Consider the following 22,933-nt stretch of genomic DNA (forward strand, 5'->3'; position numbering starts at 1 on the left):
CGCGGCCGGCTTAACGGCTTGGGTGCCCGGATGCGGTCGATGCGCGACGGATCGTGCCCACCTGGGCGGCGAGAAGGCCGGCGACCAGAGCGATGAGGATCTGGCCGGGGAGATGGGCGGCGAAGCCGAAGCCGAAGACGCCGGTGTTGTCGATCAGGCGGTCGGGGGCGACGGCCGGTGGGAGTCGGCGGAAGATCTCGCAGGCGGTCTGCGCGGCCAGGGTGGCGCCGACCCCGAGCGGGATCTCGAGGTGGAGCCGGCTCGGTCCGGGTGTGGCTGAGCGGGCTAGGGCGAAGACCGGGCGGAGCCGGCTCGGTCCGGGTTTGGATGAGCGGGACAGGGCGAAGACCGAGCAGAGCAGCATCGGGCCGGCCATCGCCGAGGCGTTGCCGAGCAGCAGCTCGGAGGCCTGGTAACCGGGGAAGGCCGGGCCGAAGGTGACCGTGCCGCCGGGGGCGAGCGACAGCGGGAACCAGGCGGCGGCCGAGCGGAGGTCGACGCCGAGGCTGACGGCGGCGTGCAGCGAGCCCGCGACGGTGGCCAGCGCCGGCGTGATCAAGGTGCCGGCGACCGCTGCCGGCCGGCGCAGCCGGGTGCTGAGCAGGGTGCCGACGGTCCAGACGGCGATGGCCGGCAGGATGTCGGCCCAGCCCATGTAGGGCATGTACTGGATGCGGTTGCCGGCCAGCAGGAACGCGAACAGCGCCGCGCCCATGACGACGGTGTTGCCGCCGACCCGGCGGGCCAGGGCCGCCATCAGGGTGGCGGCGACGACCAGAGCGGCGGCCCCGACGGCGGGCCCGGCGTGGTGCTGGGCCAGGTGCACGCCGTTGAACAGCATGGCCGCCAACAGGGTCACGCCGATCGACGCCGCCAGCGACCGTGCCCAGGACTCGACCCGGGCCGCCGGCTCCTCCCCGATGGCCTCGACGGCGGGAGAGACGGCGAGGCTGAAAGCGAAAGTGAGGGCCTGGGCCGGCTGGGCGCGCAGCACCTCGAGCTCGGCCAGCCACTCGCGCGACATGTCGCCGGGCCAGCGGCGAGCGGCCCGCACGACCAGCCACCGGGCCAGCCGGAACGCCGGACTCATGCCGGCCTCTCGATCGCCCGGGACATCTGGGCGTGCATGCGCGCCACCTCGTCGCGCGCGGCGATGGCACCCTCGGTGGTGAGCTTGTAATACCGCCGGTTGGGGCGGCCCTCGGCGACCGGATCGACCTCCTCCCAGCGGGACTCCATCCAGCCGGCGCGCTCGAGGCGCACCAGGATCGGATAGAGGGTCCCGCTGGGAAGGCCGGTGTCCTGCATCAGCTGCAGCCCGTACCGCTCGGCGCCCGGGTCGGCGAGCAGCGCCGCCATGACTTTGAGCACGGGCGTGGTGAGCCGGGGCTTAGGAGGCATGTAGTAACTCTACATAGGGCCAGATCCTCAGGCTAGTCCTGCCTCGCTCGCTACCCGCACGAGCTCGACCAGCCCGCCGGCGTACTCCTGCGACTCGGCGTGCGCCTCGTCGAACGGCGGCTGGAATCCGACGCCCTCCCATTCCTGGGTCGTGTCGTTCCAGATGTCGTTGCCGACCTCGAAGTCCCAGGCGTCGATACCGAGCTCGTAGTACAACTGGTCCGCCGAGTTTCCCGCCGCCGAATACAGCACGTCGGCGACCGGGCCGGTGTACGACGGCCACGTCACCGTTCCGCGCGAGGCCGCGATGGCCCCGACGATCCGGCGCGCGCTGTCGAGGAAGAACTTCGACTCGTCGATCGACGGCCGGGGCAGCGTGACCCGCCCGTCCGCCTTGTAGGACCCGGGCGGCCACATGAAATAGCCGCCGTAGCTGTGCACGTTCATCGCGAACTTGATGTTCGGATGGCTCGTTGCCAACGCGATGACGTTGCGGCTCTCGGCCTCCGACAACTCACCGGTGCCGGCGTAGGTGCCGGAAAGGCAGTTCGGGCTGCCGCCGACGTAACCGTCGAAATAGGACCCGACGGTGTAGTTGCGGTTGACGTCCACCCCCCAGGAATTGCGGTATCGAGGGTCGCGGCTGGTACCCGTACAGTGATTGACCAGGTTTTTTCTCTGGAAGTTGAAGTCGTTGAAGGAGTAGTTGGCGCCGTCCGGGTTCACCGTCGGGATGATGAAGATGTCGACGGCGTCCACCAGCGCCTTGGTGGCCGGATCGGTGTTGTAGTTGGCGAGCATCCGCTCGGCGAACTCGAGCGTCACCAACGGGGTGGCCCACTCCCGCGCGTGCTCCTGGCTGTAGGCCAGCACGCCGGTCTTCGAGCCGTCGCGCACCTTGCCGATCCGCAGCGCCTGCACGGTCCACGGTTTCTTCGAGACCTCGGTTCCCATCAATCCGTCGTCGAGCGTGACCGGCCCGGCGATCGGCATCGGCAAACCGGCCGAACCGTCCTCGACAACGGCGCGGAACCGCTGCGGATACTTGGCCGAGATGAAGGCGGCGACATCGTCGGTCGTGCTGATCACCTTGCCGCCGGCATCGGTGGCCAGACTCAAGATCAAGACCCGATCACGGTACGAGGCGGACAGCGGCCGATTGGCTTTGCCGGGATCCACGGTCTTCACCTGGACGCCATTCATCCCCTGATCGCCGAACTTCACCGATTCGACGACGACCGCGGCCACGTTCGGATCGCCGAGATAAGCCACCGCCGTACGCCGATAGCCCTGGGTCTTGTTCGGCAGATCGATGACATCGACCAATTTCGGATACTGCCGCTTGAGCCGCTTGATGCGCGCGCTGATGTCCGTCGGCGTCATGTAGGCATCGACGAAATCCTTCTGATAGCCGCTCGGCGTGGGCGGGGGCGCGGCGTTCGGCCAGACCGCCGGGGTGATCGCGCGGCTCTGCCCGCCGAGGCTCGAAGTCGCCGTGACCTGCGTCGGCTTGCTCGGCAGCAGCTGGGGCAGCGCGTAGTGGTACTGGTATTCGCCCGAGTCCTCGAACCGGATCAGCGGATACGTTCCGGTGGCGCCGTCGGCGGTACGCCAGGTGACGGTGATCTCGACGTCGGGATCGTCGGTGGCGGTGGTCGCGACCTGCGTCTGCAGGAACGTGCGGCCGTTGGTGGTCCACCAGTACGCCTGGAGGAACTGCAGGGTGTCGCTTTGCACGGCGGCGATCCTGGCTTTGCTCTGTGCCAGCCGGCGGGTGCCGTCGGACTCCCGCTGGATCACCTGCAACGCGGTGGCGCCGCTGTTGGTCAGGGTGGTCAGTTCCGCCTCGTCGACCACGAGATCGGCGAGGACCGCGCCGTCGGCCGAGGTCTTCGGCCGGGCGGCGATGTCGGCGCCCTCCTGGACGAGGCGCTGGAGCATGGCGTCGTCGGGAAGGCGGAAGCGGATGAGGGCGTGCTCGGTTGTTCCGAGATCGATCGGAGCCGCGTATGCCCTGGGTGGGGCGAGCGTGATCGTGAGCAGGACGACGGCCAGCGCCGCCGCCCCACGTGCCCGAGGTGACATCGAACCCTCCTGCGTCATCGAAGGATGTCGCTATCACCCCATCTCGCTGATTCGGATGTGTCAATGATTTGATGCGGGACGTGCGTTTCCTAGTCATCGGCGGCAGCGGCCTGATCGGCGCCCACATCACCGCGGCCCTGCGCGCCCGCGGCCACGAGGTGACCACGGTCGCCCGCACGCCGAAACCCGGCGTCGACAACTCGCTCGACCTGAAGTCCGCCTCGGTCGACACCCTGCGCTCGCTGGTGGAGGGCCTCGACGGCGTCGTCTACGGCACCCGCTCCGAGGAGCAGCATCCGCTGCCGAAGCCGATCTACCCGCAGTTCCGCCACGACATGGTCGACCCCGTCGTCCGCCTGTTCACCGCCGCCCGCGCCGAGTCGCTGACCCGCGGCTTGATCCTCGGCTCGTACTACACGTATTTCGACCGCCTGCACCCCGACTGGCGCCTGCGGGACAAGCACGTCTACGTCCGCTGCCGCGCCGAGCAGGCCGCCGAGTCCCGCGCGCTGCTCCCGACCGCGGTCATCGAGCTCCCTTTCGTCCTGGGCCGGGCCGGCGCCCGCACCCCGAACTGGTCCGCCCCTCCGGCCCGGTGGGCATCCTCCCGCTTCCCTTTGCTGGCCCCTCCCGGCGGCACCGCCGTGGTCTCCGCCCGGACCGTGGCCGAGGTGGCCGTCGACGCTCTGGAAAACTCGTCGGGCGCCGACATCCCGATAGCCGACCGGAACCTCACGTGGTCCGAGTTGCTCACCCACATCGCGGCCGCGGTCGGTCGCCCGCGCAAGGTCCATCGCTTGCCCGCCGCCCTGATCCGCGCGGCGCTGCCGGCCGGCGGCCTTCTTCAGTCGTTGACCCGCAAGGAGACCGGCGTGACCCCGGCCCATTTCGCCGACCTCGTCCTGAGCAACCTGTTCATCGAGCCGGCGACGGGCCGCTCGCTGGACGCCGCTTTCGCCGAGAGCTTTCCGCGGATCGCCGAGGCGGGTCAGGCGGCTGGGTAGATCTGAGCGACCAGCTCAGCGACGAACTCCGCGGCGTTCCGCGCGGCTGCCGCCTGGTGGTCGTCCGCCTTCAGGACGCCCCAGTCGGAGATGCCCTTGACGAGGATCCAGTCGCACTTGGCTGAGGCGGCCGCCGCGTACAGGCCGGCCAGCTCCATCTCGCCCGCGATCGCCTCCTCGTCCAGGGCGCGGAGCCGGCGGCGCTCCTCCAGGTTGTCCACCAGCGTGTTCAAAGACAGCACCCGGCCGAAATGTATTCGAGGTGGCCGCCTGCCCCGGCTGAGCGCACGTGCGTGGCTGAGCAGAGCACTGGCCGACTCCGGGCGGGGGCCGCGAATGATCTCGTGGCGGGATCCGTCGTTCCGCGTGGTCACCTTGCGATGGTCCACCGCGTGCAGCTGGGTCGAAACAACAACGTCGCCGAGCTCCTGGTCGCCAGAGTCGAGCTCGCGTGACCGCAGTCCGTAGCAGATTCCGGTGACCACGAGAGACGCCGGGGCCAGCTTGTCGATCAGGTTGCGAGCCGTCCACGGCATGGACCCCACGCCGACTGTGCCCTGTTCGCTCTGCGCCAGTACGATCCGTGCTCCACCGGACGAACCGAGCCGGAGCATGGCGTGCCGGCCAACCGGTTCGACGACGGGCGTCAGCCCCGGCGAACGTGCCGTGAACGCATTCACCACGGCTTCGCGCTCGACGTCGCTGACAACCAATATCGCGACCGTCGGCTTGGCCGCCGTCCTGTTCAGGACCTCAAACATGAGATCTCGCCGTGCTCGCCGGTATCGGATGCGCTGCGCGAGCGTCATCAGCACGCATATGACCATGACAGGCACCAGGATCAGGGCGAGCGCTCCGAGCACTTGCGACCGGGCGGTCGCGGGCTCCGGAAACTGGCCGACGACGTGCCGCAAGGTCCATGGCAACGCCGTCGTGAACGTGGCCGGCCGCCCACCGCAATCGACTGCCGCGCATGCCTGACGTTCGGTGGCGGCCACACCCTGCGCCACGGCCGCGAGTCCTGCGAGCGTGGCAATGATCATCAGGCGAATTCCGCTCAGTGGCCGAACGGCATCGTGCCGGGGAGGCTGGAACCGTCCGCTGGCATCGCCTGCCGGTCCGTCTTTCCGGGGCGGCCCGTGGGCGCCGATGACCAGCCACGGCGTGCCCGCGACAGGCGTGACAGAGGTAAGAGTGCCGAGGAAAGCCCGGACAAGGGCAGCGGTGACGCTTTCGGTCCGGATCGCGACCAGTCCCGACCCGAAGGCCGGATCCGGCGACAGGCGCGTGTCCGTGAGAGCGGCCGCACGTTCGAAGGACTCCCGGAGCAGACCCTTCGCGCGGACCGGATCCGTCACGTGGAGGTAGGTGACCGTCCAGTGATAGCTATGCAGTTCACCACCGGCGATGTCGTCGTCGGTTGCCGGTGCCCCGTCCCGGACAAGTGACCAGAGCGACCGCAACACCGCTACGACCATGTCGCCGATTGCCAACGCCAAACCGGCGAGGAGAAGGGTGGCCGCCACGATCGCCCCGTCCCTCGAGACGAACCCGAGCGGCACCGAGACGATCATCGCGGTCATGAACGGGACGTACGGCGCCAGGTACTGCCAAGCGCGAGTGAGCCGGCCGAGAATCCGAGCCCGCCGCGGCAATTCCCGGGCTCTTGTCCACTCGGCGTTCCGCGCGATCGGCGGCTCTATCACCGCGAAAGCGTCTGGCGATCGTCCTACGAGCCGCCCTTCGAGGGAGGCCAGGTAGAGCAGCACCGGTAGCGGCGGCCGGGCCGGCACAAGCCCGGCCCGCGCGGGCGGACAATCAGCTCAGCCTGCCGCGATTCCCGGCTACGTGGGACATCCGCCGCCCAGGAACGACATTCACGGAAGGTCAGTCCCGCGGCGTGATCGCTCGGCACACCTGCCGAGGATAGAACCCTGCGGATACTCCAACCGGAAAGACGAACCGGGCGCCCGGCGGAGGCCGGGCGCCCGGTGGTGGCGCTATGTGGGTCAGCGGGCGAGAGCCTGGCCCTGCTTGTCCTTGAAGCTGCCGACCGCGATCATGATGAAGTCGATCAGGGTCCAGATGCCGAAGCCGCCGAAGGTGATCAGCATGAGGATGCCGGTGCCGATCTTGCCGACGTAGAAGCGGTGGATGCCGAGGACGCCGACGAAGAAGCAGAGCAGCAGGGCGGCGAGCCAGGACTTCGTGCCGGTGGCGGCGGTCTGGGTGGCGGTCATTATGGACATTTCTCCTCTGATTAGAGATCCGTGAAAGCCGAAGCACGATAGCGGTACACGGCCTCAATAGGCAATATCCACAGTTGTCAGCGTGGGCAGGCGCCGAAATGGGTCGGGCCGGTGGCGCGTAGCAGGCTGGTGCTCAGGACCTCGGTGGCCACGCCACGGCCGATCTCGAGGCCGGCCTGGTTGCTGAACTCGAAGTGCTGGCCGCCGAAGACTCTCGACCGCCCGGCCTCGGCGGCGGCCTTCGAGAAGCCGGCATAGGTGCGGGCCACGCCACCGGGAGCCGAGTCGGTGGCCAGGGCGAAACCGATGGCGTCGGTGCAGAAGAAGCCCTGCAGGGCGGCGGCGCCGGCCCCGCTGTAGGAGCTGTGGCCGGAGACGTACTCGGGGGTGCCGCCGACGGCGCCGGCGCGGGCCGTCCAGGTGGGATCGGCCGTGGTGACCGGGTTGTTGTCGGTGTCGGCCTCGCGGATGGCGGTGGTGGGCCGCCAATGCTGGTACGTGTACTTGGTGGCGACGGTCGTGACCGACGTGTCGGAGAGCGCCATCGTCAGCAGGGCAGTCAGGCGGACCTCGTCGGCCAGCGGCAGGCGCCGGTCGCCGGCCACCGCGAGCGCGATCCGCAGCCATTCGCCCGGCGGCTGGTCGGAGCCGGCCGGCAGCGACCAGAACTGGAAGGTGGCCAGCAGGTCGGGCGCGGTCAGCGCGGCGTCGCCGAGCACCGCGACCTCGGCGAACGCGCCCGCGTACAGCACCGAGTCCAGAGTGGGCGGTGGGCCGGGGACGTACCGCGACGGGTCGGCGACGGCGAACGGGCGGACGTGGCGGTACTGCGTGCCGGACCACGCGGCGCGGAACACGCCGGGACCGGCGCCGGCCGGCTGGGACTCGACGGGTGTGGAACCGTCGTCGGCGCGGGCGGTGACGACCCGGTCGCCGACCGACCGGCCCCAGGCCACGCCGGTGGTCACGCCCTGGCCGTTGCCCAGCCGGGCGAGGTCGGCGGCGAGCGCGGCGTCGTAGTCGGCGGCCCGGGTCGCGTCGAGGCGGACGAGAACGGCGTGCGCCGCGGCCGCCGCGGCCGCCTGTTCGTCGGCCTTGCGCGGGCCGCGATCCGGCACGAGGGCGGGTGCGCGGGTGCGCGTGATGCCGTTGACGGCGTCGTACATCGCGACGTTGACCATGGCGTAGAGGCGGGCGGCGTCGGCGTCGGTGGACCGGTTGGCGCGTACCGCGTTGAGGGCGCGTTCGTTCCAGCTTCGAGCTGCGTCGATGTCCACACGGGCGGCGGCGGGAACGCCGAGTCCGCTGGCGACGAGACCGAGCAGCGCAGCGAAGAGCAGCTTCTTAACCATCCCCGCACCTTGCGCTCGCGCGGCAGGGCTCCGTTCCACTGTGTAGGAAATCGGACCGATTCTTCAGCTATGTCGCGAGTCTCGGAGACCGCAAACGTATGTACGCAAACGTATGCGGTAGGAGTACGGTCCCGAGTTACCTCACTCGACAGGGCAGGAGGTACGTGGGATGAAGACCCGTCAGCGGTTGTCCCTCCTGACGGTCGCGGCCATGATCGGGGTCGCGGGCTGCTCCCAGGGGGACGATTCACCGGACTCCACCGCCGGTCAGAACGTGGCGGCCACGACCAGTTGCGCCAGCAAGGGCGGGCTCACGATGTGGGAGCGCTCGGGCGGCAACAAGGAAATGGTGGACATGCTCGTCGCGGCGTGGAACGCCAAGAATCCCGACTGCGCCGTCAAGCTGACCTATATTCCGCACACCGAGATGGTCGGCAAGATCGCACAGGGCATCGCCTCGGGCCAGGTTCCCGACCTGATGGGGATGGACCTGATCTACGCGCCGCAGTTCGAGAAGGCGCAGCAGCTCGTCGACCTCACCGACCGCATCAAGAGCTGGCCGGAGCTGGCGACCGCCAGCAAGGGGCACATGACGGTCGCGACGTACGAGGACCACCTGTACGGCGTGCCGCTCTACGCCGACGTCTCCGCGCTGTTCTACAACAAGGACCTCTTCTCCAAGGCCGGCCTGGATCCGGAGAAACCACCGACCAGCCTGCCCGAGCTCCGCGCCTACGCCGACAAGATCACCGCGCTGGGCGGCGACATCAAGGGCTACTACTTGCCCGGCAACTGCGCGGGCTGCAACATCTTCACGGTCGGCCCGCTGATGTGGGCGTCGGGCGCCAAGATCGAGGCGGCCGGGCCGGGCGACGAGCCGCTCGTCGGCGACGGCGTCAAGCAGGTGCTGCAGTTCGAGCGCGACATGGTCAAGGCCGGGAACGTCCACGACGGCGACCGGACGGAGAACGGGGAGACGTTCCACCTCCAGTTCGGCTCCGGCAAGGTCGGCATGATGGGCACCGGCAACTTCAACATCACCCTCGCCCGCCAGCAGAACCCGTCGATGAAGTTCGGCGTGGCCCTGCTCCCCGGCATGGAGCCCGGCAAGTACGCGTCGTTCATCGGCGGCGACCTCGTCGTCGTGCCCAAGGGCAGCAAGCGTGTGAACGACGCGGTCAACTTCATGAAGTTCCTGCTCTCCGATGAAGTCCAGGTCGAGGTGTACGCCAAGGCGCTGAACCTGACCACGCGCAGCGACATGGTCGACAACAAGTACTTCAAGGCCGAGCCGCTGGTGCAGGACGTGGCGAAGGCCCTGACGGTCGGCCGTACGCCGTACACGCTGACCTTCTTCGAGCAGATCAACTCGCCGCAGGGTCCGTGGCTCAAGATGCTCCAGCGCGCCTACTACAGCGACGACGACCTCGACACGGTCATCGCCGACGCGAAGAAGTCGATGTCGGACATCGCAGCCAAGTCCTAGAGCCGACAAGTCCAAGCGGTATCCGGGGGGATCGTCGTGCCCGGCGGGGGTGGGGGAGAAGGAACGGGATCGCACCCCCGCCGGGCACGGCACGCATCGGAGGAGACAAGACCATGATGCGTACGCGTCGGAACAGGTTCATCGGTCTGGCCTATGTGGCTCCGGCGTTCGTGTTCGTGATGGCGTTCACGGTGTACCCGCTGGGCCGGATGATCTGGATGTCGCTGCACGAGTGGTCGCTGATCTCCCAGCCGCGTTACATCGGCCTGGACAACTACCGGCAGGCCTTCGGCGACCGCCAGTTCTGGGTGTCTTTCCTGTTCACCCTCAAGTACACGGTCCTCATCACGCCGGTTCTGATCGTCGGTGGCTACCTGTTGGCGCTGCTGACGGCCCCTAAAACGAAAACGCGTGCTTTAACCCGTACGATAATATTTGTCCCGGTTGTTATCGGTCTTGGGGTGTCGAGCCTTCTCTGGTATTGGCTCTTCAGCACGAATTTCGGCGTGATCAACAGGATCCTGCTCGACCTCGGCGTCATCGATCAGCCGGTGCTCTGGCTGGGGGTGGACGCCGACACCTCGAACTTCGCGATCAGCACGTCGGTGGTGTGGAAGGTCATCGGCTTCGGGATGATCCTGTTCGTCGGCGCGATCCAGGCGATCCCCACCGAGATCACCGAGGCGAGCCTGGTGGACGGCGCCGGGTACTGGCAGCGGATCGGCCGGGTGGTGCTGCCGCTCACGATGCGCACGGTCCTGCTGGTCACCCTGGTCAGCGTGATCGGCTCGCTGCTGGCGTTCGACCAGTTCTACATCATGACCGCCGGGCAGCCGCAGAACGAGACCGCGACCTCGGTCTTCTTCGTCTACCTGAACTCGTTCCCGTACCTGAAGCTCGGCTACGGCGCGGCGTTGTCGCTGGTCCTCGCGGTGACCATCCTGGCGTTCACGATCGTGCAGCTCGTGCTCACCCGGCGGAGCGAGTCGTGACCGCCACGCTGGAGCGGACGCTGGTCCGGGACATCCCCGGCAAGGCCCGGGTGGGACGCCGCGGCTACCTGGTGGCGGCCGGCTGCATCGCGATCGTCACGGTCATGCTGCTGCCGCTGCTCTACTCGATCCTCGCCTCGATCAAGCCGACGGCCGAGGCCGCCGCCAGCCCGCCGACCTACCTGCCGCACGGCGTCAGCCTCGACAGCTACCAGCGACTGTGGAACTACCAGGAGGGCCTGCTCACCTACCTCGGCAACAGCTTCGGCACCGCCGTCCTGACGATCGTCTTCACGCTGCTGCTCACCGTGCCCGCCGGGTACGCGCTGGCGCGGTTCCCGATCCCGGGCAAGGAACTGATCTTCGTGGTGCTGCTGCTCTCGCTGATCGTCCCGTACCAGGCGCTGCTGACCCCGATGTTCCTGATGTTCGCCAAGATCGGGCTGACCAACTCGCTGATCGGGCTGGCCGTCCTGCACACCACGATCCAGCTGCCGTTCAGCCTCTACATCCTGCGCAACAGCTTCGCCGCGGTGCCGCGCGAGCTCGAGGAGGCCGCGGTGATGGACGGCGCGGCGTCGCCGCAGATCCTCCTGCGGATCTTCATCCCGCCCACGGTGCCGGCGATCGTCACCGTCACCCTGTTCGCCTTCATCACGTCCTGGAACGAGTTCCTCGGCGCGCTGGTGATGATGAGCTCGAGCGAGAAGTTCACCCTGCCCGTGATCCTGGCGACCGCACGCACCGAGACCAGCCTCGGCGGCACGGACTGGGGCATGCTCCAGGCCGGCGTGACCATCTCGATCATTCCCTGCGTGCTGGTCTACCTGTTGCTGCAGCGGTACTACATGGCCGGCCTGATGAGCGGAGCCGTGAAATGAGCATCGTCGTCGTACAGCCCTCCCGGACCCGGTTCCATCCGTTCGACGCCCGGCAGGTCTCGCTCGTGTCCGGGTTCTGGGCCGACCGGACCCAGGTCAACCGGGAGCGCACCATCCCGCACGGTCTCGACCAGCTCCGGAGCGCCGGCAACCTCGACAATCTGCGGCTCACGAGCGGCTATCAGGGCTCGGCCGACTCGACCGGCGCGACCCTGCCGTTCCTGGACTCCGATGTCTACAAGTGGCTCGAGGCGGTCGGGTGGGAGCTGGCGCGGGCGCCCGATCCCCGCCTGGCCTCGGCGGCGGACGACGTGATCGGCCTGGTCGCCGCGGCCCAGCGCCCCGACGGCTATCTCAACAGCTACGTGCAGGCCGGCGGGGGGACGCCGTACCAGGACTTGTCGTGGGGGCACGAGTTGTACTGCCTCGGCCACCTGATCCAGGCGGCGGTGGCCTGGCATCGCGCGCTGGACGACGACCGGCTGCTCAGCATCGCGGTCCGGGCCGCCGATCACGTGCCGGCGGCGATCATCGACGGCCATCCCGGCGTCGAGATGGCGCTGGTGGAGCTGGGCCGGGTGACGGGCGAGCGGCGTTACGTGACGATGGCCGCCGAGATGATCGAGCTGCGAGGGCACGGCACGCTGCCGGGCGCGGAGCGGTTCGGCGCGATCTATTGGCAAGACCATGATCCCGTACGCGACGCGGGGTCCGTCGCCGGGCACGCGGTCCGCCAGCTCTACCTGGACTGTGGCGCCGTCGACGTCGCGGTCGAGCTGGGCGACGACCGGCTGCTGGCGGCGGTGCGGCGCCGGTGGGACGACATGATGCGTACGCGGACGTACCTCACCGGCGGGATGGGCAGCCGGCACCGCGACGAGGCCTTCGGCGACCCGTACGAGTTGCCGCCGGATCGCGCGTACGCGGAGACGTGCGCGGCCATCGCCAGCGTGATGCTCGCCTGGCGCCTGCTGCTGGCCACGGGAGATGTCGGGTATGCCGACACGATCGAGCGCACCATGTTCAACGGCGTGCTGCCCGGGATCGCGTTGAGCGGCACGCGGTTCTTCTACACCAACCCGCTGCAGCGCCGCACTCATCGGGTGCCTGGCGGCACCGGGGAGCGGCGTCCGTGGTACCCGTGCGCCTGCTGCCCACCCAATCTGATGCGCATGCTCAGCTCATGGCAGCAATATCTCGCGACTCACGACGACAGCGGCATTCAGATTCATCAGTACGCCTCGGCGGACATCGTCACCGGGCCGGCGCACCTGCGCGTTCGCACCGGCTATCCGTGGGACGGGCGGGTGACCGTGGAGTTCGTGCGGACCCCGCCCGAGCCGTGGACCCTGTCGATGCGGGTGCCGCGATGGTGCCGCTCGGCGACGCTGACCGGGCCGGACGGCACGCTCGCCGCCGGGACCGGCATCGTCAAGCGGTACCGGCGATGGCAGGCCGGCGACGTCGTCGAGCTGGACCTCGACATGCCGGCCCGGATCACCGAGCCGGATCCCCGGATCGACGCCGTGCGCGGGTGCGTGGCCGTCGAGCGGGGACCGCTGGTCTACTGCATCGAGGCGGCGGACGCGCCCGGGCGTACCGAAATCGAGGAGCTCGCCTGGGATCCCGGCCGTGAGCTGGCGACGGTGCCGCGCCCCGACCTCGCCGAAGCTCTCGTCGGCATCGCCGTGCCGGTGTTCCGCCGGTGGCCCGGCGAGGCGCCGGTCGAGGGGCTGACGGCCGGCGCGATCCCGTATTTCGCGTGGGCCAACCGGGCCGAGGGCGGCATGCGGGTCTGGATCCCTAGGTGACCGGCGGCGCCGTCGACTCCCTGATGATCAGCGGCAGCTCGAAGACGGTCATGCTGGGCGCGTGCGCCTCGGACGGATCGCGGGCCAGCGCCACGGCCTGCGAGACGCCGTAGCCGACGATCTCGACGATCGGCATCCGCAGCGTCGTGAGCGCGGGCACCGTGTGCGCCGCGATGAGGATGTCGTCGAACCCGACCACCGACAGCCGGCCCGGCACCGGGACGCCGAGGCTGTGCGCGGCGTGCAGCGCGCCCACGCCGACCAGGTCGGTCGAGGCGGCCACCGCCGTCGGCGGTTCCGGCAGGCCCATCATGGCGGCGAGCGCCGACTCGCCACCGTCCATCGTGCCGGCGCAGCGTTGCAGGTAACCCTCGGGCACGCCGCCGAACCGTTCCCGCATGAACTCGACGTACGCGTCCTCGCGGATCCGATAGCCGTTGGGCAGTTCCGCGCTCAGGAATCCGATCCGGCGGTGGCCCAGCGACGCCAGGTGCTCGAGCCCCGCCCGTACGCCGGCCTGGTCGTCGGGGTTTGCCGTGGGGAACTCGAGCGGGCTCGTTCCCTGCCACAGGCCCACGACCGGAACCGAGGAGCCGCGGAGGTCGGCGAGCAGCTCCGGGTACGCCTGCATGTCGCCGAGCAGGATTATCGCGTCGGTGTGCCGGGTCTCCAGCACGGTGGTGAGCGGGGTGCCCTCGTCGAGCTGGCCGTGCACGTGGCCGAGCACCACGTTGTAGCCGTGCGCCATCGACTCGACGACGAGCGCCTCGATGACGCCGGCGTAGAAGACGTCGCTGAAGTCGCGGACCACCGCGCCGATCAGATTGGTGGACGCGCCGCGCAGGCCGCGCGCCAAAGGGTTGGGCCGGTAGCCGAGATGGCGGGCCGCCTGGATCACCCGCTCGCGGGTCTCCGCCGCGATCGGCACCCTGGTGGGCGCGTTGTTGAGAACACGCGAGACTGTGCTCTGCGAAACGCCGGACGCGGCGGCGATGTCCCGCATCGTGACGACTGAACGCCCCATCGACGCGAAGCCTATTCCATTTTCCGCAGGACGGCTGCGCTGATCGCGGCCCATTGCCGGATCTGGCCCGGCGAGAGGGTGTCGAACACCAGACGGTGGACGAGCTCGACGTGGGCGGGCGCGGCCGCCTCGATCGCCTCCCGGCCGAGCGGGGTGAGCACCACGTACGCGCCGCGCCGGTCGGTCTCGCACTGCTCCTTGGCCACCAGGCCCCGGGCGGCCAGCCGGGCGACCTGTTTGGACACCCGGCTCTTGTCCCACTGCAGGCCGTCGCCGAGCTCGAAGGCGCGCAGCCGCCCCTCGGGCACATCGGTCAGGTGCACCAGCACGTCGTAGTCGGAGAGGGTGAGGCCCGAGGTCTGCTGCAAGTCGCGGTTGAGCCTGGCCGCGAGCTGGGCGTGCAGATCGAGGAACCCACGCCAGGCCCGCTGCTGGGTGGCGTCGAGCCAGCGCACATCGGTCACCTTTCGCATGGTACGAGCGGCCGTTGACGCGGGCTCGGGGCCGGAGGAATCTGGTTGCCACGGCAACCACATTTGCTTACGGGAGGGTTCCCGATGAGTGCGTGGGACTTCATGAGCTACGAGAGCAAGGACAATCTGCTCGGGGCCGTGCGCCGGGAGGCGGCCGGCATGTTCGCCCTCGCCGAGGAGCCGGAGGTCTGGATGGCTCCGACCGGCGCGAACGCCGGCGACACCCGGGTGGAGGTAGGTTCCTCGGCGGATTTTTCCGAATTTTAAGGGGATATTGTGGCGATCGATCTCGAGGCCATCGCGGCCGAGCGGTCACGGATCCGGGACGAATTCCTGCACGCGACGGGCTCGCCGACGAGCGCCCGCGGCCTGCACCATTTTGCGCTGATCTGCTCGGACGTACGGCGAACCATCTCCTTCTATCAGGGAGTGCTGGAGTTTCCGCTCACCGAGATCTTCGAGAACCGGGACTACCCGGGCTCCAACCACTTCTTCTTCGACATCGGGAACGGGAACCTGCTGGCGTTCTTCGACCTGCCGGGGCTCGACCTCGGGCCGTACGCGGAAGTGCTTGGCGGTTTGCATCACCTGGCGATCTCGGTGACGCCGGAGCGGTGGGAGCACCTGCGGGGAAAGCTCGACGGCGCGGGCGTGGAGTACGCGGTGGAGAGCGGTTCCTCGATCTACTTCCGGGATCCGGACGGGGCTCGGCTGGAGTTGCTCGCCGATCCGCTGGGAGAGATGTACGGCGCCAAAGTTCTCTGACTTCTCATACCCGGAACTGACCGACGAGGTCCTGCAGCCGGTGTGACATGCCGGCCAGGTCCTCGGCGGTCTGCCGGGAGCGCACGACGCCGCTCGCGGTGTTCTGGCTGGCGATCGCCACGCCGGCGATCCCGGTCGCGATCTGGCCCGACCCGGTGGCGGCCTCGACGATGTTGCGGCTCATCTCGGCCGTGGTCGCGGTCTGCTCCTCCACGGCGGCGGCGATGGTCGTGGTGTGCTCGTTGACCTCACCGATGATCTCGGCGATCCGGTTGATCGCCGAGATGGCCGCGTCGGTGTCCTGCTGGATCGCCTGAACCTGGCCGCCGATGTCGACCGTGGCCCGGGAGGTCGCCTGCGCGAGATCCTTCACCTCGCCGGCCACGACGGCGAAGCCCTTGCCGAGCTCGCCGGCCCGGGCGGCCTCGATGGTGGCGTTGAGGGCGAGCAAGTTCGTCTGCTCGGCGATCGTGGTGATGAGGTTGACCACGTCGCTGATCTCGGCGCTGGAGCGGCCCAGCCGGTCGATCGTCTCGGTGGCGGCCCGGACGCTGTCGACGCCGTCCGCGGCCACGCCGGCGGCCCGGTTGGCGCCGTCCGAGATCTCCCGGATCGCCGCGTTCATCTCCTCGGTGCCGGACGCCACGGTCTGCACGCTGCGCGACACCTCCTCGGCCGAGGAGGCGATGAGGTCCGACTGGCCGGAGGCCGAGTCGGCCGCGTCCGAGATCTGGGCGGAGGTCGCCGTCAGCTCGCCGGCGGCGGTCGACAGCGTACGGCTGCTGTCGCTGATCGTGACGAAAGCACCGCGGAGCAGCTCGAGGGTGCGGTTCACGGCGCGGCCCATCGCGGCCAGCTCGTCGCGGCCGGCTTCCGGCACCCGTACGGTCAGATCCTTCTCCGCGACGACCTCGATCGCGGCGACCGTGGCCGCCAGCGGCCGGGCGATGCTGCGGGTGACCACGACGGCGAGCAGGACCGTGAGCAGCAGGGACAACAGCCCCGCCGCGAGCATGAACGTGCGGGCGGTGCCGGCCGCGTCGTCGGCTTCCCGCTGCGCGGCCGTCGAGCGGGCGGCGGTCGAGGCCACGAGCTGGTCGACCGAGTCGATGATCTTGCCCATCCAGTCCAGGGACTCGCCGGAGGCCAGGTTGTTGGCCTTGGCGATGGCGGCGGGCGTGCCGGCCCGGTAGCCCGCGATGATCCGCTGGTCGACCGCCATGAACTGCTCGAACGACTGGTCGACGCCGTCGGCCAGCGCCAGCTCCGCGCTGCTGAGCCGATGCGCTCGGAGGGCGGCGAGGTCGTCACCGAAGGCGGCGGTGGAGGCGAGGAAGGCCGCGCGCTGACCGACCGTGTCATCGGTGGCGCCCGCGACGCCCCGGATCGTGTCGAACGCGTACCCGGTCTGCCAGCCGGCGAAGTCGGCGGTGCGGAACTTCGCCATCAGCGCCGTTGCGCTCGTCGCATCCGCCGCGGCCAGGTCACGGGTGGCCGCGTGGGCGGCGCTCTGTCCCCACAGCCCGATGCCGATGGCGGCGAGCATGCAGAGGCAGACGCCAGTGAATGCGGCCCCGAGCCGGACGCCGATCTTGACATTCTGAAGGAGCCGCATAGTCGTCACCCAACGTGATAATCCCGTTACGTCGACGATACGGACCGGATCCTCCCGCCGGTCACGGTTTGACCGCACCGCCCGGCTCCTTGCCCGCTTGCTGCTCGACGTACTTTGCTGTGCGCATGAGACTCGATGGAAGTCTGACCGTTCCGCTGCCCGTGTCCGAGGCCTTCCGGCTGTTCACCGCGAGGGGCGAGCGTGACTGGGTCGACGGTTGGGAACCGGTGTTCCCCACGCCCGTCGACGACGACGCCGAGGCCGGCACGGTGTTCCTGACCGATCACGGTGGACAGCCCGTCACGTGGGTCGTCGTCGATCGTGACGGCGACCGCCGGATCCGCTACGCCCGGGTCGCGGCGGGGCGGGACGCCGGCACCGTGGAGGTCCGGTTGGCGCCGGCCGGGGACCACACCGAGGTCGCGGTCACTTATGTGCTCACCGCTTTGACGCACGGGAGCGGAGATTGGCTGACGCACTTCGCGGCGGACTATCCCCACATGATGCAGGCGTGGGAATCGGCCATCGCGAAGTCGCTCCCTCCGCGATGAGCCCCTCCTCCGCGAGGGCCCCTGACGAAACGCTGGCGCGAATCGGCCACGACCGGGTGGCGCAGGCCGGGGTGCCGCCTGGCGCGCGCTATTCGCCCGGTTCCCCCTCGCTGACCGGCGAGGAGGTGAACAGCTCGACCTCCCAATGCTCGGTCAGCGCCTCCTCTTCGTCGTCGGCCTCGAGGTAGCTGCGGACCCGGACGCCGAGCCCGAGCCGGCTCGCGGCCCGCAGGTGCTCCGTCACGTCTTCGATGCTGGTCAGGTAGTGCGTGGCAATGAGGTCGGGCTGCTCGGCGGTCTCGTAGACATCAGTCACGGCATCAGGTTAAGGGCCGTCGTCGGCGGCGTCGGCACCGCCTGTCCGACCGGCCGGCCCGGTGGTGTTCATTCGCGGCGGATGAGGCGCCGGCGCCGCCCGGTCTACCCGGGCCTCGCGTACTTCAACGAGGTCGACTGAGGCGGCCATTTCGCGGCGTGCGTCCGGCCGAGGCCTCTCCTCGACCTGTCGTGATTGCAGGGCTTCTCGGCCGGATCGACGTGGTTTGCCAGGTCCAGCGGAGCGACTCTGGGGAACAGCCACTCGTTTGCGAATTCCCTGCTGGAGAAGCCATGGAAATCGGTCTCGCACTGCCCACCGCCGGGCCGCAGACCTCGCCGGACACGATCATCAGGGTTGCCAAGGAGGCCGAGCGGCTGGGCTTCAGCGCCCTGTGGACGTTCGAGCGGCTGCTCCGCCCGATCGACAAGGTCGTGCTGTGGACCGGGGGCGAGCCTCAGATGTTGCCGGACTTCTACGCCTCCGCGTACGAACCGCTGGAGACGCTGAGTTACATCGCCGCCGTGACCGAGCGGATCAAGCTCGGCGCCGCGGTCCTGGTGGCGCCGCTGCACGTGCCGGTGATGCTCGCACGCCGGCTCGCCACCCTGGACCGGTTCAGCGGCGGCCGGGTCATCGCCGGCCTGGGGCAGGGCTGGCAGCACCACGAGTTCGAGACGGCGAACGTGCCGAGCAGCCGCAAAGGGGCCCGCACCGAGGACTTCATCGCGGCGATGCGGGCCACGTGGGGTCCCGACCCGGTCGAGCACAAAGGCGAGTTCTATCGGATCGCGCCGTCGCAGGTGAACCCCAAGCCGGTCCAGGCCCGCATTCCGGTACTGCTGGCCGCGACGTCGCCGGCCGCCGTCAAGCGCGCCGGCCGGATCGCGGACGGCCTGCTGCCCCTCACCTCCTCGGAGCAGGAGCTGCGCGGCGTCGTCTCCGCGTTCCACGACGCCGCCCGGGAGGCCGGCCGCGACCCCCGCGACCTCGTCGTGGTCAACCAGGCGCCCTGGCCGACCCCGGTAACCCGTGAGCCGATCGGGGACGGCCGGCCCTTCCTCGGCGGATCGCCCCGGCAGATCGCCGAGGACCTCATGGCCGCCCGCGAGATCGGTGTGACCCAGGTGTACCTCGCCGGCGGACAGGGCCTCGGACTCGACGTGGGCCTGCAGGCCGCCGACGTGGACCCATGGCTCGGACTGCTCGGTGAGGTGATCGAGGCAGCCGATCGCCTCGGCGTTATCGGTCCCGGAGCGTCGCGATGACTTTCTCCACCCGACGCGTACGCGTCTCGGGCTTCTTCGCACTTTCGACAGCGCGTACGTGTTCCCGCCGCTGGCTCTGCGTCAGCTGATCGAAGGCGGCCCGAGCGACCGGGTCGGCATCCAGCGCACGAGCGAGGTCCGGCGGCTCGACCGCGACGCGCGGCTCGGCATCCAGCGCGACCTCGACTTCGACCTCCTCGCCGATCACCACCCCGGCCGCTTGGCGGTTGGCGTTGCTCAGGCCGAGCAGATGGCGCCCCCGCATGATCGCGACCCGGCTCTTCCACGAATGCCCGTTGACGGTGATGGTCACCGGGGGCCGCGCACCCCCACCGAGCGCCGCCACCACATCAGCCGGAACTTCCAGCCCCCGCATCGGCTCCGGCGGCTCCACCTGAGCCCGAAACTTCAGTGCCACAACATTCCCCCAGTGTTTCCGTCCACCCGGTCAACGCTATGACGGAAGCGGGCCGGGGAGTGTGACCGCCCCACGCACGTTCTCGATCCAGCTCTTGACTGGGCAGTCATCGAAGCGCTTCGATGGCCATGCGCGACTGGTTCCACCGCCGGTTTCCGCGCTCGAGTCCGTCCGAGAGGAAGATCCATGAGTACGACAGTGAGGAAGGCTGGGCTCGCGGTCGTTGCCGCAACCCTGGCTTTCGCCGGAGCCGTGTACGGCGTGACCAGGCCCGCCGCGGCCGACGTCACGGCCCAGCTGACCGCTCCTCAGCTGGTTGCCGACATGGGCGCCGGCTGGAATCTGGGTAACCAGCTGGAGGCCAACAACAACGGCATCCCCAGCGAGACCGCGTGGGGCAACCCCGTCGTGACGCAGGCCCTCATCGACCGGGTGAAGGCGTCGGGCTTCAAGACGATCCGCATCCCGGTCTCCTACCTGGGGAACATCGGGGCCGCCCCGAACTACACCGTCAACTCCGCCTGGCTGAGCCGGATCGCGGAGGTCGTCAACTACGCCTACAACCAGGGCCTCTACGTGCTGATCAACATGCATGGCGACGGCTACAAGACCGTCACCGGCTCCTGGCTGATCTGCGATGCGTCCGACCAGACGACCATCAAGGCCAAGTATCAGAAGGTATGGCAGCAGATCGCGACGAAGTTCCAGAGCTACAACGAGCACCTGATCTTCGAGTCCATGAACGAGGAATTCGACGGACAGTACGGCAACCCGACCTCGGCGTGCTACTCGAACATCAACGCATACAACCAGCTCTTCGTGAACACCGTCCGGCAAACCGGCGGCACCAACGCCTCACGGTGGCTGCTCGTCCCGGGCTGGAACACCAACATCGAGTACACCGCGGGCAACTACGGCTTCGTGATGCCCACCGACCAGTACCGGTCCAGCACCATTCCCAGCAGCGAGCAGCGGATCATGATCTCCGTCCACTACTACGACCCGTGGGACTTCTCGGGCCAGGAGGACGGCAACATCACGCAGTGGGGTGCGGCCGCGACCAACCCGGCGAAGAAGTCGACCTGGGGACAGGAAGACTACATGGACACCATGCTGAAGAAGATGTACGACGCTTTCGTCGTACGCGGATATCCGGTCTTTGTCGGTGAATATGGCTCGATCGACAAGACCGTCTACGACTCCGCCAACAACACCTACCGGGCGAACTTCGCGCGTGCCCTGGTGTCCACCGCCAAGAAGTACGGAGCGGCCACCGCCTACTGGGACAACGGCTACAACGGGCAGCACGGCTTCGGGCTGTTCAACCGCAGCTCCAACACGGTGACCCAGCAGAGCATCATCAGCGCCATCATCACCGCGGCCGGCGGCAGCCAGCCCACCACGCCACCCACCACGCCGCCCACGACGCCGCCGACCACGCCACCCACAACGCCGCCCACGACGCCGCCGACGACCACCCCCGGCGGCACCGGCGCCTGCCGGATCGGCAACGCGGTCAGCGCGTGGAACACCGGTCTGGTCAACAACATCACCATCACCAACACCGGCACCGCCGCCATCAACGGCTGGAGCCTGACCTTCACCCTGCCCGCCGGGCAGACGATCACCTCCGGCTGGAGCGCCAACTTCTCGCCGAGCAGCGGCGCGGTGACGGCGACCAACGTCAGTTACAACGGCTCGCTTGCGGCGGGAGGCTCGGCCACCATCGGATATCAGGCCAGCCACACCGGCAACGCCGCCGCGCCCACCGGCTTCAAGCTGAACGGCGCCACCTGCAGCTGATCCACCCACGGCGGGCCGGCGCCATGCACCGGCCCGTCGTGCCCTTCACACTTGGTCGATGAACACCGACCCGGACGCGCGCACCGTGCTGTGCTTCGGTGACTCCAACACCTACGGCCAGCGCGCCGAGGATGTCGACAAGGGACGGTGGCCGGTCGACATCCGCTGGACCGGTCTGCTGCAGCGCCTGCTCGGCGATGGCTATGCGGTGGTCGAGGAGGGGCTCAACGGCCGGACGATCGAGCTCGACGAGCAGCGGCCCGGCCGCAATGGCCGCGCCTACCTGATCCCCTGCCTGGAGAGTCAGCATCCGGTTGACATCCTGGTGCTCGGGCTCGGCTTCAACGACCTCAAGCCTCAGTTCCGGCTGGGTGTACCGCAGGTTGCCGCATCTCTCAACCGGCTGCTTGACGAAGTCGACGCCGCACCGGCCAACTGGGGAGGCCGGCCACCACGGGTCGTGTTGCTAGCTCCGCTGCCGATCGACGACACCCGACCCGGCTTCCACGAGTTCTTCCGCCGAGAGGTCGCGCCCGAGTTGATCGTACGGTCGCACGCGCTCGCGGCCGCGGTCCGGGACCTGGCGGCCGAACGCGGGCTGGGCCTCGTCGACCTGGGGAGTGTGGCCAAGACGGGCGATGACGGGATCCACCTCAGCGTCGACTCGCACCCAGCCGTCGCGGCCGCGGTCGCCGGCGAGATCCGGGCCGGCTGAACGGCATGCGTCGTTGGGCTCCGGTGGCCGTTGTCGGCGGCCTGCTCGCGTGGACCGCGCTGGCGGCGCCGCTGAGCGTGACGATCGGCGAGTACTTCGCCTACTACGACCCGCAGTCCGACCCGGAACGGCTGGAGTTCCACCGCGACCTGGCGGCGCACGTTTATACGGCCGGGCATTGGCTCGGGCAGCTCGTCGCGGCACTCGCCGGCGCCTGGCTGGTCGCCCGCTCGGGTGCCTACCGCCCGGCCATCATCGGGCGGGCGGCCCTGGCCGGCGCTGCGCTCGGCCTCCTCGTCGGCGCGGTGGCGATCGCCGCCGGCATACGCCCGATGCACTCCCACGGGTACCCGAGCGTGGCCCCCGACCCGACGATGCTCTCCGAGCCCGCCGTGCGCTGGTGCCTGCTGGCGAGCTTCGCGTGCTTCCCGCTGTGGGCGATCATCGGGGCGGCCGTCGGCAGGCTGTTCACGAGACGCCGGCTGATCGTCGCCGCGGCGGTGATTCTGTGCCAGCCCGCCACCCTTCTGCTGCTGGTGGGCGCCGCCGCGCCGCCGTCAAGTCACCCGGTGGCGGTGTCACTGATCGCCGACGCCGGCCCGGCCGCGCTGCTGATGCCGGCGATCCTGCTCGCTTGGGCCACGGTGGCCACGGCTGCAGCAACCATCGTGACCCGCCGCCGGACCGGTTGAGGTCGGTGATAGGTCGGGTGTGCTGGATCGCG

General features: G+C 69.2%; 23 protein-coding genes. 12 read left to right on the forward strand and 11 right to left on the reverse strand.

The window, feature by feature from the left end; all coding sequences use genetic code 11:
• Positions 1-10: 10 nt before the first annotated feature.
• Genes ACQPZX_RS08180 through ACQPZX_RS08190 form a run of 3 tightly spaced genes read right to left on the reverse strand, consistent with a single transcriptional unit; the run spans position 11 to position 3,486 of the window.
• On the reverse strand, positions 11-1,090 hold the full coding sequence (locus tag ACQPZX_RS08180) for a hypothetical protein (protein WP_433376618.1): 1,080 nt from the start codon (positions 1,088-1,090) through the stop codon (positions 11-13).
• A complete protein-coding gene (locus ACQPZX_RS08185) occupies positions 1,087-1,401 on the reverse strand; it encodes a PadR family transcriptional regulator (protein ID WP_433376621.1) in 315 nt (104 codons plus the stop codon). The genes ACQPZX_RS08180 and ACQPZX_RS08185 overlap by 4 nt, the downstream gene beginning before the upstream one ends.
• Positions 1,402-1,428: 27 nt before the next feature.
• Positions 1,429-3,486 (reverse strand): M14 family zinc carboxypeptidase, encoded by a 2,058-nt coding sequence (locus ACQPZX_RS08190; RefSeq protein ID WP_433376624.1) that lies wholly within the window; start codon positions 3,484-3,486, stop codon positions 1,429-1,431.
• Positions 3,487-3,566: 80 nt separating this feature from the next.
• Between ACQPZX_RS08190 and ACQPZX_RS08195 the strand changes: the two genes are divergently transcribed.
• Positions 3,567-4,490, forward strand: a complete 924-nt coding sequence (locus ACQPZX_RS08195) for an NAD-dependent epimerase/dehydratase family protein (protein ID WP_433376627.1) — start codon at positions 3,567-3,569, stop codon at positions 4,488-4,490.
• On the opposite strand, the gene ACQPZX_RS08200 is transcribed toward ACQPZX_RS08195, so the two are convergent.
• The 3 genes from ACQPZX_RS08200 to ACQPZX_RS08210 form a co-directional block, all read right to left on the reverse strand.
• Positions 4,475-6,073 (reverse strand): hypothetical protein, encoded by a 1,599-nt coding sequence (locus ACQPZX_RS08200; protein WP_433376630.1) that lies wholly within the window; start codon positions 6,071-6,073, stop codon positions 4,475-4,477. The genes ACQPZX_RS08195 and ACQPZX_RS08200 overlap by 16 nt on opposite strands.
• 426 nt (positions 6,074-6,499) lie before the next feature.
• The gene (locus ACQPZX_RS08205; RefSeq protein ID WP_433376633.1) at positions 6,500-6,730 is read right to left on the reverse strand and encodes a TM2 domain-containing protein; all 231 of its coding nucleotides are present in this window, start codon (positions 6,728-6,730) and stop codon (positions 6,500-6,502) included.
• A gap of 86 nt (positions 6,731-6,816) precedes the next feature.
• On the reverse strand, positions 6,817-8,091 hold the full coding sequence (locus ACQPZX_RS08210) for a vanadium-dependent haloperoxidase (protein ID WP_433376636.1): 1,275 nt from the start codon (positions 8,089-8,091) through the stop codon (positions 6,817-6,819).
• A gap of 169 nt (positions 8,092-8,260) precedes the next feature.
• On the opposite strand from ACQPZX_RS08210, the gene ACQPZX_RS08215 reads away from it, so the two are divergent.
• The 4 genes from ACQPZX_RS08215 (at position 8,261) to ACQPZX_RS08230 (ending at position 13,261) form a co-directional block, all read left to right on the forward strand.
• The gene (locus ACQPZX_RS08215; RefSeq protein ID WP_433376639.1) at positions 8,261-9,577 is read left to right on the forward strand and encodes an ABC transporter substrate-binding protein; all 1,317 of its coding nucleotides are present in this window, start codon (positions 8,261-8,263) and stop codon (positions 9,575-9,577) included.
• A 113-nt stretch (positions 9,578-9,690) separates the two neighbouring features.
• Positions 9,691-10,569: a carbohydrate ABC transporter permease gene (locus ACQPZX_RS08220; RefSeq protein WP_433376642.1), complete on the forward strand. Its 879-nt coding sequence runs from the start codon at positions 9,691-9,693 to the stop codon at positions 10,567-10,569.
• Positions 10,566-11,450 carry a carbohydrate ABC transporter permease gene (locus tag ACQPZX_RS08225; RefSeq protein WP_433376645.1) on the forward strand — a complete coding sequence of 295 codons (885 nt, stop codon included), beginning with the start codon at positions 10,566-10,568 and terminating at the stop codon, positions 11,448-11,450. Before ACQPZX_RS08220 ends, ACQPZX_RS08225 begins: the two co-directional genes overlap by 4 nt.
• Positions 11,447-13,261 carry a glycoside hydrolase family 127 protein gene (locus tag ACQPZX_RS08230; RefSeq protein ID WP_433376648.1) on the forward strand — a complete coding sequence of 605 codons (1,815 nt, stop codon included), beginning with the start codon at positions 11,447-11,449 and terminating at the stop codon, positions 13,259-13,261. Before ACQPZX_RS08225 ends, ACQPZX_RS08230 begins: the two co-directional genes overlap by 4 nt.
• On the opposite strand, the gene ACQPZX_RS08235 is transcribed toward ACQPZX_RS08230, so the two are convergent.
• Together ACQPZX_RS08235 and ACQPZX_RS08240 are read right to left on the reverse strand one after the other, a co-directional pair.
• On the reverse strand, positions 13,254-14,285 hold the full coding sequence (locus tag ACQPZX_RS08235) for a LacI family DNA-binding transcriptional regulator (protein WP_433376651.1): 1,032 nt from the start codon (positions 14,283-14,285) through the stop codon (positions 13,254-13,256). The genes ACQPZX_RS08230 and ACQPZX_RS08235 overlap by 8 nt on opposite strands.
• Before the next feature lie 11 nt (positions 14,286-14,296).
• Positions 14,297-14,758: a MarR family winged helix-turn-helix transcriptional regulator gene (locus ACQPZX_RS08240; protein ID WP_433376654.1), complete on the reverse strand. Its 462-nt coding sequence runs from the start codon at positions 14,756-14,758 to the stop codon at positions 14,297-14,299.
• An 84-nt stretch (positions 14,759-14,842) separates the two neighbouring features.
• On the opposite strand from ACQPZX_RS08240, the gene ACQPZX_RS08245 reads away from it, so the two are divergent.
• Complete coding sequence (locus tag ACQPZX_RS08245; protein ID WP_433376657.1) at positions 14,843-15,025, forward strand: hypothetical protein; 183 nt, start codon at positions 14,843-14,845, stop codon at positions 15,023-15,025.
• Positions 15,026-15,034: 9 nt separating this feature from the next.
• Positions 15,035-15,523 (forward strand): VOC family protein, encoded by a 489-nt coding sequence (locus ACQPZX_RS08250; RefSeq protein ID WP_433376660.1) that lies wholly within the window; start codon positions 15,035-15,037, stop codon positions 15,521-15,523.
• A gap of 4 nt (positions 15,524-15,527) precedes the next feature.
• Here ACQPZX_RS08250 and ACQPZX_RS08255 read toward each other — a convergent pair whose 3' ends face one another.
• Positions 15,528-17,138, reverse strand: a complete 1,611-nt coding sequence (locus ACQPZX_RS08255) for a methyl-accepting chemotaxis protein (protein ID WP_433376663.1) — start codon at positions 17,136-17,138, stop codon at positions 15,528-15,530.
• A gap of 125 nt (positions 17,139-17,263) precedes the next feature.
• On the opposite strand from ACQPZX_RS08255, the gene ACQPZX_RS08260 reads away from it, so the two are divergent.
• Positions 17,264-17,689: an SRPBCC family protein gene (locus ACQPZX_RS08260; RefSeq protein ID WP_433376666.1), complete on the forward strand. Its 426-nt coding sequence runs from the start codon at positions 17,264-17,266 to the stop codon at positions 17,687-17,689.
• Between the two features lie 88 nt (positions 17,690-17,777).
• On the opposite strand, the gene ACQPZX_RS08265 is transcribed toward ACQPZX_RS08260, so the two are convergent.
• Complete coding sequence (locus ACQPZX_RS08265; RefSeq protein WP_433376669.1) at positions 17,778-18,005, reverse strand: hypothetical protein; 228 nt, start codon at positions 18,003-18,005, stop codon at positions 17,778-17,780.
• Positions 18,006-18,298: 293 nt separating this feature from the next.
• On the opposite strand from ACQPZX_RS08265, the gene ACQPZX_RS08270 reads away from it, so the two are divergent.
• Positions 18,299-19,273: a TIGR03619 family F420-dependent LLM class oxidoreductase gene (locus ACQPZX_RS08270; RefSeq protein ID WP_433376672.1), complete on the forward strand. Its 975-nt coding sequence runs from the start codon at positions 18,299-18,301 to the stop codon at positions 19,271-19,273.
• Here ACQPZX_RS08270 and ACQPZX_RS08275 read toward each other — a convergent pair.
• A complete protein-coding gene (locus tag ACQPZX_RS08275; protein WP_433385093.1) occupies positions 19,248-19,649 on the reverse strand; it encodes a YdeI/OmpD-associated family protein in 402 nt (133 codons plus the stop codon). The two genes, ACQPZX_RS08270 and ACQPZX_RS08275, sit on opposite strands and share 26 nt — an antisense overlap.
• A 228-nt stretch (positions 19,650-19,877) precedes the next feature.
• Here ACQPZX_RS08275 and ACQPZX_RS08280 point away from each other — a divergent pair, with 228 nt between their 5' ends.
• Genes ACQPZX_RS08280 through ACQPZX_RS08290 form a run of 3 tightly spaced genes read left to right on the forward strand, consistent with a single transcriptional unit; the run spans position 19,878 to position 22,901 of the window.
• Entirely contained in the window at positions 19,878-21,494 is a 1,617-nt protein-coding gene (locus ACQPZX_RS08280; protein WP_433376675.1) for a cellulase family glycosylhydrolase, read from the forward strand.
• 58 nt (positions 21,495-21,552) lie between these two features.
• The gene (locus ACQPZX_RS08285; protein WP_433376678.1) at positions 21,553-22,209 is read left to right on the forward strand and encodes a GDSL-type esterase/lipase family protein; all 657 of its coding nucleotides are present in this window, start codon (positions 21,553-21,555) and stop codon (positions 22,207-22,209) included.
• 5 nt (positions 22,210-22,214) lie between these two features.
• Positions 22,215-22,901, forward strand: coding sequence for a hypothetical protein (locus ACQPZX_RS08290; protein ID WP_433376681.1), 687 nt, complete (start codon positions 22,215-22,217; stop codon positions 22,899-22,901).
• The last annotated feature ends 32 nt before the right edge of the window (positions 22,902-22,933 follow it).

This window comes from Actinoplanes sp. CA-142083, assembly GCF_050942195.1.
Taxonomy (GTDB): domain Bacteria; phylum Actinomycetota; class Actinomycetes; order Mycobacteriales; family Micromonosporaceae; genus Actinoplanes.